The organism is Taibaiella chishuiensis, from assembly GCF_003014535.1.
In the GTDB taxonomy this organism is placed as follows: Bacteria; Bacteroidota; Bacteroidia; order Chitinophagales; family Chitinophagaceae; genus Taibaiella; species Taibaiella chishuiensis.
In genome coordinates, this window is sequence record NZ_PYGD01000006.1 from 253,092 (window position 1) to 269,605 (window position 16,514).

Consider the following 16,514-nt stretch of genomic DNA (forward strand, 5'->3'; position numbering starts at 1 on the left):
GCAGCGCAAAATTAGGTAGCGGGCGAACCATAAACGCCCCGTCCTGTAAGGTGGCACCTTTTTTCCGGGGGACTCTTTCTATATTACAATCAACCGGTTACAGATCAAAATCAACCTGTACAAGCACACCATGATCAGCGCCTGAAGATCACCCGGGCAAAAAAGGATCAGAATGCCCGGTATACTGCTCCGGGTATCAGGTATTAATACCTGACTTTGTAATCCGGTATTTCAACGCTTACATCCAGGCCTTGCTCAAGAGTACCTTTGAGCTACCAAACATCAACTTACACCGATTATGCCATGGAATCTTGATATATCCACGATAGACGTGGGTCAGGGAGAGAGTGCGCTCGTGACCGCCACTGATGGTCTTCAGACCAGGGTTATGCTTATTGATGGCGGCAAACAGGGACAGGCTGGCACTGTGAATACCTATGTCGCAGGCAGGCTGGTCGCTACCCCGGTAGACCACATCCTCGTTACCCACTACGATGTCGACCATTCGGGCGGGATCATGAGCCTGCTCGAAGCCGATAACTTTTTTGTGATCTGTGATACATTGGCCGCGGCCGGAGCCGCACAAGCCATAGGGGCCAACCCGGGCCAGGTCGCAGCGTCGGTGGGGGCAGCGATCTGCGCCACCATACTGGGTTGCTACAATAACTTCCTGGGGCAGAACTACAGTGCACAGGCGGCTACCATTGCCACCGCTGCCCGTAATGCCTGGAACGGCGTGGGCACCGTACAGAACGCAGCCCGTTTTGGTGTGCTCTATGCCGAACAATACGTCAACTACCCCCTTAACAGGTTCCTGGTACCCACAACGATCAAACGCAGGGATTCCGCATACCTGGGCGCACTGGCCGCAGTAAATGCACTCGCCAATGGTTTGAATGTACCACAGGCGGTGTTTACCGATGTTTTCAATTGTCTGCGTACGGTAGTATCCTCCAAGCCCCAATTCATTACCGGGGGGCGCTTTAGCCGTTCGCAAATGATCGATACCGGTAACCCGGCCCAGATCCCCGGCACGTATACGGACTTCGTTGCCGGGGGTGTGTACATGAGCGATACACTGGTTCAGGCCCCGGGCGTTAACCGCCCCAGGTTGCAGGCGGCTTACGGCAGCGAGGTGCTCTGGAACTCGGGCCCCAATGCTATGCCCGCCCCTGCCGGCGCGCCCGCTATTTACGTTATGGCCCGCAATGGCCGTGTATGGGATGGTACACCCAATGGCAGCGATCCTATAGGCGGTATCGCCATAGACAATAATAAAGACAGCTATGGGCTGATCTTGCGCTTCAACAACTTCTTCTTTTATACAGGCGGCGACCTTACCTCCGCAGGCGAGGACATGGTTGCCGATGCCGTTATGGGGACCGGCCTGCCCAACCCGGCAGGCGGGGCCTATCCTATACCCAACAGGATAGCCGCTTTCAAATGCGGTCACCATGGCGCCGATACCTGTACCAGTGCCTACTTCCTGACCACGATCAACCCGCGTGCCTCTATGATCTCTACCGGGCAGAACGGCTATGGCCATCCGGACCAGGGATTGGTGAACCGGCTCAACGGCAGGAACCCTTTTTATTTCTATCTCACAGGATGTTATTACCAGCGGATGTATATCCCGGCCACTTATAACCCGGCAGGCAACCAATTGCTCGGCGCCAACAGGTCGCGGGTGGCGGGCGGCTTAGCCATACCACCAGGCAATATCCAACTCGTTATCACCCAGGCCAATTCAACAGCGCCTGCGCCCAGCTTCCAGGTAACCTATTACGAATACGATGCGCCGCAAGCCTTCCGTACCGAGATAAATCCTTTCTAAAAAAGCGATCACATGGACATTAATGCACTTTATACCTATTTGCAGGGACTGGGATCGCCGTTATGGCTCAAGACCTCAGACACCAACCTGCCGGTCGAGTTCCAGGCCTTCCTGGCGACCATACCGGGCCGGCAGATCATTATTTATACCGGCAGCGACGGCCTGCAACTGCAGGGTTCCGTTATGACCATACAAGGCGGCTGCGAAGACACCAGCTGGCCGGTACAGGGACTCGAAAACGTAACTGCGACGGTGAGCTCGGCGCTGATCACCGTCGATGCAGGGCCAACGCCCGCAACCATTACCGGTGTGATGCAGGGTACCCTGCCCTTCAGCAGTACCAATACCGTACCCATAACGCTGAGTTCGCAGAGCTCGGTCGACTTTCCCTGGCAGATCACGCTGAATGCAGATGCATCCGGCCTGACGCCGATGGAAGTGATCCTGTTCGGTAATCCCAATCCATTCCCCTTCATGATCCCGCAGGGTATGGACTTCCTGAACAGCGCCCTGGTGGTGGATAAGGACAGCTACTCCATTACGTTCTACCCCAATACCGAACTGGAGTCGATAACCGCCTTTACCTTAAATGCGCCCTCGGCCCAATGGAACCCGGTACCCGGTATCTTTACCTTCAACGGGCTGGATATTGCCGCCAATGTAAGGACCAACTCCTTCAGCGTGGTACTGATCGGGCACCTGACCATAGGCAGCACCGGTGTGGATGTGGGCATCGGCATGTCGGCGGGTCCCAACTGGTACCTGTACATCAAGCCTACCCCGCCTGCCGAAGCTTTTCCCGGCCTGGCCGACCTGGCCACCTGGATCGGCGGAGCTGCACTCAACACCAGTGTAGACAACGGTTTTGCAGGTGTAGACATTTCTACTGCGGGTTTCGATGCTGCAATATCTTATATAAGCGCGGCGATCAATATCAATACCTTCAGCCTGGATTCCCTGCTGATCAAAAGTATACTGACCATAGGCGCTTTACAGCTTGATGTAAATGTAACCCTGCCGCAACTGTATATCAACGGCGGACTGCACAACCAACAACCTTTAAAGGTAACCGACCTGCTGACATCGCTTTCGTTGCCGGCGGCCGGTGTACCGGAAGACCTGCAGGTGTCTACCGCCGACTTCGTGGCCGATCTGACCAACAGCGCTTACTCCATAGAGCTGGTGGTCGATAACATATGGGCCGCAGGTCCTTTTTCTTTCGACCAGGTAAGCCAGTCGCTGCAATACAATAGCGCGCAGGGCTTAACCGGGGCCTTCCGCTGCCAGTTTACCCTGTGGCAAACCGCCGTAGTGGTGCTGAACGCGGAATATGGCGGAACCGAAGCCGGCTGGACCTTTGCCGGCGGCCTGGCGCCGAATACCACGCTGCAGATCGGCGACATTATCAGCATGCTGGCCGCCGACTTTGGCATCAGCAATGTACCCGAGCCCATCAGTTCGCTGGAAATGACCCGGCTCTGGGTTTCTTATTCTTCGGCTAAAAACAGCTTCGTATTTACCTGTTCGGGTCAGTTTACGGTAGAAGAAAAACCCGTAATCATGTCCATCGATATCGAACTGGACCAGGGCCCGGCCCGCGAAAACGGCGTTAGCGGCTCTGCCGGCTACCATGCCTATTTCGGCGGCACCATTACCATCGACAGCTACGAATTCAGCCTGGTATTCGATACCACCGATATGACCACCAATACCTTCATCGCCGCATTCCGCAATACCGAGGAAGGCAATGTACCACTGAAGCAACTGGTGGCCGGCATCTCCGACGTAGTAGCCGGTTTTATACCACCTTCGCTGGTGATCGACCTAGAACAGGTTAAATTTATTTATTTCAAACAGAACAATGTAAGCCAGTTCGCATTTGGCCTGCAGTTCAGCGCATCGATAGACCTGAACGACCTGCCGGTAATCGGCGATAAACTGCCCGAAGGCATGACCCTCGGTATCGACAGCCTGCAGGTATTATTTGCCAATGCCGACTTCACGCCGGCACAGGTGGCCATTATCAACCCGCTGTTGCCCCAGGGCATTATTCCTTTGTTATCCGCCGGTATTGCCCGCGGCCTGATGATATCCGGTAACCTGAACATTATCGGCTACCTCCTGCCCATTAACAGCGGCACCCAGAAAGAAACACCCAAACCCGTCAACAGTATTGCCTTTACCGGCAAACTCGACGCTTCGGCAGCAGAGGCCGTAGCCCCATCGGACATTACCTGGTTCAACGTACAGAAGCAACTGGGACCGATGAACTTCCAGCGTATCGGCGTGGCTTTTGCCAACAATGTATTGTCTTTCGCAATGGATGCGGCATTGACCCTCGGCCCGGCCAACCTGTCGATGCAGGGGCTTACCGTAGGCAGTCCCTTGTCTACCTTCTCGCCGGTATTCGGCATCCAGGGCTTCTTTATGGATATCCAGACCTCGGCCTTCGAACTGGGCGGCGGCTTCCTGCGTGCCAAAACACCCGATGGCGCTACCGCCTATTATGGCGCGGTGATGGCGCGGGTAGGCAGTTTCAGCCTGCAGGCGCTGGGCGGCGATGTGCCCGCGCACGAAGCCGACGATCCGCAACACCCGGGCCAGAAGATACAGATACCGGCCTCCTTCTTTATCTATGCCAATATCGAGGCGCCGATAGGCGGTCCGCCGTACCTGTACATCAACGGCTTTGCCGGTGGCTTTGGTATCAATAACCTGCTGAAGCTCCCGACGCTGGAGAACCTGCCCGGTTATATCCTGTTGCCCGGTCCCGGATCCAAAGCGCCCGAAGCGCAATCATCGCCGGAAGCCACGATCAATAAAGTGCTGCCGCAAATGCAGCGCTACTTTATACCACAGCCCGGGCAATACTGGATGGCTGCGGGCATTGCCTTCTCCTCGTTCGAGATGATCAATGCCTTTGCGTTGCTTACCGTATCGTTTGGCGTAGACTTCCAGATCGCATTGCTGGGTAGCTGTTCGATGAACTTCCCTACCAGTGCGGCCAGCCCGATCGCTTATGTGGAGATCGACATTATGGCCTCTTACTCCACGGCCACCGGCTTGCTGGCAGTAGAAGGCATCCTGTCGCCGGCTTCGTATATCTTCGGCAGCTTTGCCCGCATTACCGGCGGTTTTGCCTTCTATATCTGGATCAACCCACCGGCAGTGTCCAATGGTCCGAAGGCGGGCGACTTCGTGGTAACGATTGGTGGTTATCACCCGGCTTATGTACCACCCGATTATTATCCGACCGTACCCCGGCTGGGCATCAATTTCAGCCTCGGCCCCTTCCAGGTGATCGGCCAGTGTTACTTTGCCCTTACCCCGGGTATGTTTATGGCCGGCGGTTCGCTCAATGCCACCTGGAACCTCGACATCGTCAAAGCCTGGTTTACCCTGGGCTGCGACTTCCTGATCGCCTGGGCGCCCTTCCATTATGAAGCCACCGTGTATGTAAGCATGGGCTGCTCGGTAAACCTGGGACTCTTTACCCTCAACGTTTCTGTAGGCGCCGATGTAGAACTGTGGGGACCGCCATTTGGTGGCGTAGCACATGTGGACCTCGATGTGATCACCTTTACCATATCCTTCGGAGAGGACCGTACACCGCCGCCACCGGTAGGCTGGACCGAATTTAAAAACCAGTTCCTGCCTGCCGACACGACCAGTTCGCAACCGGTAACATTAGCCCTGGCTGCGGCACAGGACAGCACACCGACCACCAATATCCTGAAGGCCAATGTAGCCCAGGGCCTGAACGGCGCCCAGGTTGACGGCCAGGACTGGATCCTCGATCCCGATCATTTCAATATACAGGTGAGCAGCGCCATACCGGCCAATGCACCGCAATGGGCTACCACAAGCAGTACAGACAAAGCGATATCCAACGACCCGGCGCAATACAACGTCCTGCCACCACCGGTAGACTCTGCACAATGGCCTTACCTGGTATTTACCGATACCGACAACCAGATGAGCGCCACCGAAATCTGGAACCCCGTGGTGAACATAAAACCGATGGGCCTGAACGGTGTAACCTCTACCCTGTCCATAGCCGTGGTGCGTATGGATAATGCAGGTAACTACACCAATTACATCACTTCGCTGACCCTGAACCCCGTGGTGGGCGATGTGCCGGCAGCCTTGTGGGAAGCGGATAATAACCGCAAGCCTGCGGTAAATGATCCGGCCTTCCTGGTATCTGCCCTGAACGGCTTCAACATTACCCCGATACCCAGGACGCCCAATGTGGTGAACGATATCCTGCTGATCCAGCTGCTGTACCAGCAAGGCAACAGCTATTACTTCAATTACCAGCAACAGCTTATCGACACCGCTTACCAGGTAAGCGCCGTAGGCGAGGATACCGATACCCTGACCATAACTGTAAGCGGCGCACACAACGCCACACTCGTCAACAACAATTATATACTGAGCTCGCTTGCCGATACCTGGGTAACCGGTCAGCGTAATACCATACTGGCCAACCTGGACCAGATCGGGTTCGATACCTATAACGAAGCCGTACTGACCACCTTCTGTACCCAAACGGCCCTGACCGACTGGCCCGAAGCGATGCTGCTGGCCGATACCCTACCTCAATCTTAAAGGATAAAACGGATAAAAAAACAAAAGGATATGCCCGATAATAGTAATAATCCTCAATTGAACGAACTGGTCTCCTTTATCCAGCACGACCTTCCGGGACTGGAAGACGGTCAATACCAGTTACAGGTTTCCCAGGAGGTAAAAGATGAAGCAGGTAATGTAGTCTCCGATGGCACACTGTCGGTAAACTATAAGTTTGCCGTAACCGGCGACCGCTTCAGCCTGGCGCAACCTGCGCAGACGATCTATTCCGTGTTCCCGGCCGACCTGGCCAGCGGAAAATATGATGCCGTGCTGCCGCATGTGGTCTTTTCCAAACCCACCTTTCCCTGGACCCGTTCGCCGCTTAAAGCAGGCAATGTAACGCCATTGCCTGCACCCGGACAGGATACCGATGCCGAAGTGCCCACCTGGCTGACCGTACTGCTGCTCGACGAAGACGATGTGGCCAACTATATCGGGCAATTCCCCGAATTTAGCCTGACGCCGTGGGTAGGCAGGGTCAGCGACCTGTTCCTGACCTCGGTCCTGCCTATCAGTACCTTACAGGACAATTATTCCTACTTCTACGAGGTAACCAATAACGACAAACCGTTAACGACCTATCTCGACCCGGGACAGCAGATGTCCGACAGCCTGCAAATGCTGGACATACCGGTGCCGCTGTTCCAGAAAATAGCGCCGACCACCGACGACCTGAAACTGATGGCGCATGTACGCCGGGTAAGCCTGATCAATAAACCGACCATGCAGGGTATATCCGACCAGGGCGAGCCTGTAGGCAGTTTCTCGATCGTATTCGGCAACCGGGTACCTGCAAGCAATAAGAAAAACTATGCCTTCCTGGTATCGTTAGAAGCGCTGCAGGACTTCCTGCCGCCGGCGCAGAACCAACAGCCCTCCGGCTTTAACCCGGATCAAACCAAAATGCTGCGTATCGCGGTGCTCAACAGCTGGTCCTTCTTTACCACCGGCGACAGTGCCGGCTTTGTAGCCCAGCTCAATGCACTCAACCAGGCACAGCCACCCGTAAACCACGAGGTTAATACCGACCTGAGCCTGGTTACCAACCTGCGCCTGCCACCGCGCACGGGTGCATTGCCCCAGGTAGCCAATGCCCTGGAAATGGGTTATGTGCCCCTGAACCATAACCTGCGCAGCGGCACACAAACGGGCAATACTTTTATACCTGACAAGACCGTATCCTGGTACCGGGGACCGCTATTGCCCTACAAGTTGAATAAACCGGCCTTAGAACTGCCTATCGCATCGCCCGACCAGGTGCTGGTATTCGATCCGACCACGGGTATGCTCGATACATCCTATGCAGCCGCCTGGACCCTGGGTCGACAGGTAGCCCTGCAGGATACCGGCTTTTCGACCCAACTCTATAACTGGAAAAAAGGCCTGGAGCTGGCGGTGCTGAACAGTGCCGAACTGCAACTGCTGACCGAACACTTCGCCAATGTATTCCACGCTGCACCCAGGGCCGTGCCGCCTATGGCACTGAGCGCCGATCCTTCCCGGAAACGAAACAACAACAAAAGGCAAAAAGGCAATTTCCTCCGCAATACCCTTCTTTCGCTGCACACTCAAAAACGATAAGTTATGCTATCCAGAAGCCCATTTCAGCGCAGGCTGAATTTACTATACCGCTCGCCGCAACAATTGCAGCAGGAAGTAGAAGACAACGCAGAGCTGCCGGCAGAACTTGCCGCATGGCTGGGCCGGCTGCGGCTGCTAAACGGTGTGCCCATCAATTACCTGGTACCCGACGAAGGCATGCTGCCACCAGAATCGATCCGCTTTTTCTACCTGGATCCCAACTGGGCTGCAGCCTTGCTGGACGGCGCTTACAGCATTGGCCGCAACCTGACCATATCCGGCGATACCAACAGTATGGCCCTGGACCGGGCATCAGCCCCGATGACCAATAAACACCGCGACCTGGCGGCCGCCGCTATGCGTCCCGGTCTGCTGGGACAGGAAGAACCGGTGATCGACTTCAATACCGTATCGGGTTTTATCCTGCGGTCTTCGCTGGTACAGAACTACCCGGGCATGGGCGTTAACCCTTATCCCCTGGGCGGTACACCGGACAACCCCGATCCGACCAAAGTAGTATTGCTCAATATCCTGCGTATGGAACAGCTTGGTCCCAACTCCGATACCCTGATCTGCCTTATCGAAGGTGACGCTTACCGTATAGACATACACGAAGCGCCGGAAGCCTTGCACTACGGGCTCGACAGCTATAAGGATGAAAATGGCCAGGTAACCAGCAGCAAAACCATTTTTCCTTTTACGAAAACGGGCAACCCGCAACATCCATCCGTAACGATGGATATGCAGAACCCGCAATTCCTAAACCTGGATACCTATTTCCGGACTTCTGATCCCCGTACGCTCAATATGTCGGCACTGGCGGCCCTGATCGGCTCCAAACAAACGCCGGCGCTGGCTTCGATCGACGCAGCCGAAATGGGTTTCGAAATGACAGAAGGTGTGGGTATGGTTAGCTTTTATAACAAACAAAACTAAGAGAGATGAACGCGATTGTTCCCCTGAATATAACCGCCTTAAGGGTAAGTCCTACCGATAACACCAATGTGGTGCCCAGCTTTAAAGGCCGGGTGGCTTACTTCGACAATATGCCGTACGGCAGCCCCTCCTCGCGCACCAGTACCGGCGACACCGTAGTACGGTTGCTCGAAAGCCCGGACAACGCGCTGGCGCCGCTCAATACCGGTATTCACCTGCATTGGGAGCTCCCCGATTATTTCCGTAAAGGCGTACAGGCCTTCGGCAGTTCGGAGGTCGTGTTTCCACAGGTGCCCAATCGCTGGCTGGTAACCCGTTACCTGAATATGTATGATCCCAATACCGATACCTGGTCGGATGCAACAGCCTTTAGCTGGGTGGTAGAAAGCGACTATATCTCTACTTCGCAGCTGCGCGACAGCGATGGGATAATACGGCCATCGGTACCCGTACCCTTGCCGACACAGACTACCTTTGGCCAACAGCCCTTCCGCTTTATGGGCCGCGTGGTACCGGCATCCGAATGGCCGGCCACTGCCCCCGGCGACCAGTACCTGCCCGACTTCAATAACGAAGACGATAAACCTTATTACCTTACCTCTATCGGTTTTCTCGGGCCGGGCTTCGCAGCCTACTACCCGGATTGCTGCAGCGTGTTCGGCTTTTGCGACCGTTTCCTCGACAACAGCACGATCGCCAATGCCCTTAAGAACAGCACGCCGATACAGTTTAAAGCCAGCTACCAGGTAATCGGCTGGATCGACGGCGCCGACCCGCTGGATGATGTAACCGCCGCGGTAACGACCAAATACAATGACTATGTGGCCCAGTGCCAGGAGCAGCAAACGGCCGTAACACAGACCCCGGCCGACTTCTTCGAAGCCTATGCGCTGCAGCAGTTCAAATGGATCTTCGATAAAGACGAGATTACCTATACCCTGGGCAACAACTATGAACTGGAAACGCTGAACGTACCGCAGAAAACAATCTGTAACGGCATTATGCAGGAGGTGGTATGGGACATGCTGGAAAGCCCGGGCACAGAAAGCTTCCTGGGCAATCCCGATACGCCGACCACACCGGCCATTTGGACTGATGACGAGGTAACCATTGCCGTAGGTAACACTTCGATCGAAGCCCTGTCGGCCCTGTTGAAATACGACAACGACAATACCGATAACGATCCCAACCTGCTCGAGAATTACGAGTACCTGCTCGATGCCCTGCAACTGAGTATGCTCAACAACCTCGAGAACGAGGGCAATAAAGTGATCGGCCTGGAAGAAGCGCTGCACTCCGCAGGTTTTGCCCGCGAGCAGGGCGGCCTGTTATGGATCGTACAACAAAAGCCCAAAGACCCTGCAGACAAACAACCCGTCAATGCATCGACAGAGATCAACCTGCCGCTGTCGCTGGCCGAAGAACTGTCCCTGCTGAACGGCGCGCAAAAAGCCTATGATACGGGTCGCAGCGCATTAGGGCTTGTACGCAAGCAACTGTACATGGATTGGTACCGGTATATAAAAATGTATGCTGGCGGACAGACAAGTCCCAACGTGGATACCAATACCCTGGCCAATTTCCTGAGTGCCGGCGGAAGCGGCGCCATCGACCTTACGATCGCACAGGGCCGCAGTACCGGTATCCTGAATTATATTACGGCCACCGATGGATCCGGCGCTATTTACGGTGTCGCCCAGCCTTCGCCCGACAATGATACCTCGCTCGCTTATGCCGTATGGCAGAAGTACGACGAGTTTGCACAGGCTATGACCCTCTACCCCGACTGGCAGATGCTGGCAGTACCGGCCCCGCCCTTCTGGAAGCCTACCGACCCGGTAGCCATGATCGAAGGCAACCGTATAGAATGTGTAAGAAGGAACGGTCTGGCAGAAGAGATACCGGTACGCTTATCACCGGGCCTGCTGAACCTGCTGGATATTACCAGCGGCGACCAGTCCTTTGGTGTGGCCACTTCGGATATCCCTACCATACCGGTAGTAAATAACCAGGTACCCAACCTGCAGGATTGCCAGGCGCTTATTGCCGAAGCCTTTTTGCTGGTGCCTTCGCTGGCCACCGCTGTGGCTACCGCGCTACAGGATAAGGGTGGTACCGGCAACCCCGCCGTATCCGGTTACACTACATTCGTTACGACGCTGACGCAGCTGCAGGGCGGGCTCAGTGGCCTGGAAAGCAGCCAGACCACCGGCGGGCTTTTCGATATGATCAGGGCCACGAACTATGTACCGGCGCCCAACGCGCAGCAAAGCACCAGTACGCCTATATCGCTCGGCCTTACCTTTACCAATGCGAACGACCGCGGCTGGGTGATGGATGCCGTAGCCTGGAACACGCAACAACACTATCCTGAATTCGATGCCGACCGTTATGATCCTTTCCTGCCGGTCCATATGATGTGGGACGTTACTTTCGATCCGCTGACCAGGGACCAGGATCCGAGGAATTACAGCAGCACCAACCTTACCGACTATTTCTCGCTGGATGAAGAAGCGGTAGATAACCAATATAATCCGCAGCACAACTTTACCACACAGGAACCGGTAGTTTATGACGGCTCTGTGGTGTTATCGAAGAAAGCCACCTTCAGCCTGATCTACCAGATCGAAAGTTACGAACGCAACTATCCCGACGATCCGGCCAATCCTGAACTGAGCGCCATTGCTGAGAACTACCGAGGCCGCAATATCCTGTCGCAAACTATGAGTGGTCTGAACAACGGACAGCTGCTGCGTTACTATATCCCGCAGATCACCGTAGAAGACCTGACCATAAGCCCGGGCAGGGACACCATTACACCGGCCGTGAACAATGCCGCCCTGTATGGCAACCCCGGCGACAACTGGTATGATGGCGGCTTTAATGCGGACGCCCCGGTACCTACAGGTCCTATGGCACTGGGTAACTTTGGCCCGCTGCGCAGCGGCTTCCTGGCGGTAAACGGCCTGGAGATCGTCGACGTATTCGGACAGCGCATGACCTTAAGCACGCCCAAACTCAACAGCGACGGTTCTATGGATGTGATCGCCGCCATGACGATGGCGCCTGCGCAAGGCGATACTGCAAACGAAGGCAAGATGTACCTGCCCCCGCGTTTACTGGCCCCTTCACGCATGTGGTTCCGCTGGCTGAGCGCCAGTTACAATAACGATGTGCCGGGTATCAGCGACGATTTCGTGGAAATGAATACCCACCCCGCTACCTCGCCGGTATGCGGCTGGGTAATGCCCAACCACCTCGACAACGACCTGTTCTTTTACGATGCCAACGGCGCCGCAATAGGCTCGTTCGGCATAGAACACAATAGTCTTAAATACCGTACCCGCGCCGGTAATCCCAATAACCCATCCGATTCGCTGGCCGTAGATATCGGTCCGGAAGGATCGCCCACGGTAAATGCACACCTTGCGGATTTTATGTGGTATGTGAATAACCGCAGTGGTACCGGTACCGACAACTCCGGTTTCCTGGCCGACCTGATGCGGGCCATACTGGGTTCGGATAAATACATCAGCCCCGAAAACTTTGCACAGGATGGTTCGCTGGCCGTACTGGTAGGCAGGCCCCTGGCCATCGTACGCTCGGTACTGGGCATGGAAAGCGCAGGAGGTTTGCTGCCGCTTAACCAGGCCGATGTAACGGCTACCGATCCATGGCCCACCGACATCAATGCACAAACTCGTGTTTATACCGACCGGATGCAGAACGGCAGCGCCAACCTGGCCAATATACAAATACCCGTACGCCTGGGCGACCTCTCGAATATGGACGACGGCCTGATCGGTTACCTGATCGAACAGGAAGGCAATGATCCTTATGGCAACGGCAACTTTTATGCTCCTGCAGCGCCGGCCAATGGCAGCAATGGCGTAGTAGCGCCGGCAGCAGATACCCTGGAGCTTAACCTGAATGCCGCAGTAAAAATGCTGACACTGCTGATCGATCCGAGGGCCGGCGTACATGCCACAACCGGCGTGCTGCCTGTTGAAGAGCTGGCGGTACCGCCCGATCAGTATAAAGCAGCCATGAACGCGTTACAGATGACGTTCGTTACCCTGCCCATATTGCAACAGCGGCAACAACTGACGGTACCGCTGCCCGATCAGAACGGGTATGTATGGTCCTGGGTAATGCCGGGCAACCAGCAGGAACTGCCCCTGGCGCCCAATGCAGGCAACAGCAATACTGCCTGGGGGTATACGCCGCAGACGCTGCTGGAAGGCTGGCTCGAACTGAGCCCTGATCCGAATACAGCGCCGCTGCCGCCCGAAACGCCGTAATACGCAGGGGCACCCGATTTGAACATTAGGCATTCATCCTTTTAAAATAAAACCATGGCCGACAATAACGGAATAAACCTGAGTGTGCTGAACCCGCAGGGACAGCCGGTAATCTATAACAACTCCGCAGCGGTAGCCCTGCAGGTGAACCTCACCAATAATATCGGCAGCGATATCACCTTTGCCACAGGGAGCGCCGCTTCGGTATTGAAGATCTTCCTGCCCTATGCCATCACCTTGCAGGAACTGCAGGCGATGAGCATCACCCTGGCAGGCTGGGAGTTCAGCGTAAACGCTACCGATATATGTCTGCAACTGACCTGTACGGGCGACAGCAGTACCTGGGCCAATGGCACAGCTTTCGATTTCTCCATAAACGGTGTAGCTACCCAGGCCTCCGCACAAAGCGGTTTTGCGCAAGTCAATTTTGTGCGTTTCCCAACGGGTACCCCGGCACAGGTTACGGCGCCGCTCGCTATTTCCAAACCATCGGTGCCCGGCAATGCCGACCTGACCAAGGTTTTGGCGCTTTCGCTCGACAACCAGGGACTTATTATCGTTTCCCCTACGGGCGATCCCTTACAGAATACCCTCTTTTTAAATATAAAGAATACCGGCGATACGCCATTATACAACGGCAGCAATATGTGGAGCGGCTCGCCGCAGATAACGGCCAGTTTCGTGTATGGCAATGGTACCGGCAGCCTGGCGCCCGACGATAAAAGCCAGTCGGGGCCCGGCAGCGGCTCGGCCTGGAACATTGTAGCCGGCCTGCCTTACCAGCAACCACAAAACCAGTGGAATACCACCAACCCCTCTGCAGGCTCGGGCGCAGCACATCCGCAATGGATACTGGCGCCCTCCAACCTCAACCAGGGTATTATCGGTACGGGTGCAAATGCCAATATAACATTCAGCTTCTCCAATATCATTTCCTTTACCCCACCGGGCCACACGCAGATCATGCTGCAGTTTACCGGCTTCATGAAGGACGAAAACACCCCTTACGATGATGCCGTTTTCGTACTCGATATCGTAAAACAGAATGCACCGGCTACCCGTGGCCTGTTCAGCTTCTTTAGCCAGACGGCCCTCTACGCCGTAGACCAGCCGGTTACCAGTATACCCATTTCCCTGCGCTGGGCCATGTTCGATGTCGCTTCTGTAAATATCATTACCAGCTTCCCCGGTATCGACCCCATTACCGTCAACTATCCCAACCCGCAGCCTATTGCTTACGATGAAATAGTGATCACTATCCCGGGGGTAACCCAGAGCACGGCGGTAACGATAACGGTACAGGCCTATTCGGGCTCAGGCGGCTTTCTCAACAGCATGCAGTTTACGGCCTTTATACAGGCAAATATGTTTGTAGACCCGAGAGACGGCAAAGTGTATCCCGTTGTAAAGATCAACAACAAAATATGGATGGCCGCCAACCTCGACTATGTAGCACCTTCAGGATCGGTGGTAAGCGGTCCGGAAGCACAGTATGGCAGGCTCTATACCTTCAATGCCGCCCTGCCGCAACAAACACTGGGCGGCGGATGGCGACTGCCCAACGAACAGGACTGGAACGACTTAGCCAATTCGGACAGTTATGCCCAACTCATCTCCGGCGGCAGCAGTGGTTTTAACGCCATGCTGAACGGCATGGCCATCAGCGGCGGCGGACTCACAGACTTCGGCATTTACGGTTACTACTGGAGTTCCATCAGCAATGGCAGCAATGCACAATACCTGTCCTTCAGCAGCCGCTCCAGCACTGTAACTTATATGAGCGCCGGGGTGGATCAACAATCCGGACTTTCGGTAAGGTTTGTAAGAGATGTCAATTAATAACCTATCCTTTCACGATAAACCACAGTGTTATGGAACCGGTATGGAAAGAATTTTATGATAAAGCAACCCTGTTGGGTCACGACATGGAATTGCTGGAACAGGGCGAAGCCGTAGAACGCTATTTTACCTTCGCCACGCTTACGGAAGGCAGTCTGCTGCTTTCGGTTGCAACACCGGAGCAACGCCGGCAACGGCAGGTCACCTTTTTTACCCCGCCTGTAGCCGCAAGGCAACGGCTGGGCCAGGGCAAGCATGACCGGGGCGAAGCTATTCTCTTTGCCGAAGGGGCCTTTGACGATGGCGACGAACAAGGCGTCAACAACCATTTGCCCGCAAGGATCAAAGCGGTCAGCATTAAAGAAAAACGGGTACCGGCCGGTACCACCTGGGACATCAGCGTAAGGGGCGCCCAATGGGGCATTGACGACCTCGAAGAGTTATATACCACCATCAATGTAGGCCGCCTTATACTCGAACCCGGCGCCCGCATTACCGTACAGGGCAATGTATGCTCGATGCTGATCCAGGAACTGGTGGTACTGCCGGGCGTTACTGCCGGCATGCAGCAAGACTTCCATATCGGTATCCTGCCTACTCCTTTCTCCGTAGACCTCAAACACGGTCCTATGGATGGCGCACATGGCACACATGGCGGCAACGGGATTAAAGGCGATAACGGCGAAGCCGCGCAGGTAAGCAGTACTATGCTGGGCCACGTACTGATACAGGACATAGACCCGCTGAAGATGAACGGCAGGCACGGTACGGACGGACATAACGGAACGGATGGTACAGACGGACGCAATGGCGGCATGTGTAAGATTGCAGAGATCACCATCCGGCGCCTGGAAGGCAACCTGCGTATATACGCCCAGGCCGGCAGCGGCGGCAATGGCGGACATGGCGGGCACGGTGGCGACGGCGGCGATGGCGGCGACGGTAGCCGCGGGTATAAACTCATGGGCGGCATGCTGGGCGCGGGCGATGGCGGCAATGGTGGTAACGGCGGGCACGGCGCAAAGGGCGGACATGCCGGCAACGGAGGCCTTAGTTCCAATATCTATATCACCATTCCGGACAAATACGAGCACCAGGTACGTTGTCTTTCGCTGGACGCCCCGGGCGGTAAAGCAGGCAAGGGCGGCATAGCCGGTAAGGCAGGTGCAGCAGGCCTGGAAGGCACACTGCCCCAACCCGCAACAGCAGGCATACCGGGACGGGACGGACAGGAAGGCAAACCCGGCAAAGACGGGCGGTCGAGACCCGGCGCCTACATATTCCTGAACGAAACATGCGTACAGGGCGACTTACAAGTTACAGCACCACAACTGCAAAAGATATAAAACGGGTGTTACCCACCCGCTACATTTTTCCAAATACCAATT

The 16,514-nt window shown here is 55.4% G+C and carries 7 protein-coding genes; all 7 read left to right on the forward strand.

Going from position 1 to position 16,514, the window contains the following annotated elements; translation table 11 throughout:
* Positions 1-298: 298 nt before the first annotated feature.
* Genes B0I18_RS16410 through B0I18_RS16440 form a run of 7 tightly spaced genes read left to right on the forward strand, consistent with a single transcriptional unit; the run spans position 299 to position 16,472 of the window.
* Complete coding sequence (locus B0I18_RS16410) at positions 299-1,834, forward strand: ComEC/Rec2 family competence protein (protein ID WP_106523816.1); 1,536 nt, start codon at positions 299-301, stop codon at positions 1,832-1,834.
* A 12-nt stretch (positions 1,835-1,846) separates the two neighbouring features.
* Entirely contained in the window at positions 1,847-6,445 is a 4,599-nt protein-coding gene (locus B0I18_RS16415) for a DUF6603 domain-containing protein (RefSeq protein WP_106523817.1), read from the forward strand.
* 30 nt (positions 6,446-6,475) lie between these two features.
* The gene (locus B0I18_RS16420) at positions 6,476-8,050 is read left to right on the forward strand and encodes a hypothetical protein (RefSeq protein WP_106523818.1); all 1,575 of its coding nucleotides are present in this window, start codon (positions 6,476-6,478) and stop codon (positions 8,048-8,050) included.
* Positions 8,051-8,053: 3 nt separating this feature from the next.
* A complete protein-coding gene (locus B0I18_RS16425; RefSeq protein WP_146146774.1) occupies positions 8,054-8,986 on the forward strand; it encodes a hypothetical protein in 933 nt (310 codons plus the stop codon).
* A gap of 5 nt (positions 8,987-8,991) precedes the next feature.
* Positions 8,992-13,287, forward strand: coding sequence for a hypothetical protein (locus B0I18_RS16430; protein ID WP_106523820.1), 4,296 nt, complete (start codon positions 8,992-8,994; stop codon positions 13,285-13,287).
* Positions 13,288-13,341: 54 nt separating this feature from the next.
* Positions 13,342-15,126 carry an FISUMP domain-containing protein gene (locus tag B0I18_RS16435; RefSeq protein ID WP_106523821.1) on the forward strand — a complete coding sequence of 595 codons (1,785 nt, stop codon included), beginning with the start codon at positions 13,342-13,344 and terminating at the stop codon, positions 15,124-15,126.
* Between the two features lie 32 nt (positions 15,127-15,158).
* Complete coding sequence (locus tag B0I18_RS16440) at positions 15,159-16,472, forward strand: hypothetical protein (protein WP_106523822.1); 1,314 nt, start codon at positions 15,159-15,161, stop codon at positions 16,470-16,472.
* Positions 16,473-16,514: the final 42 nt, after the last annotated feature.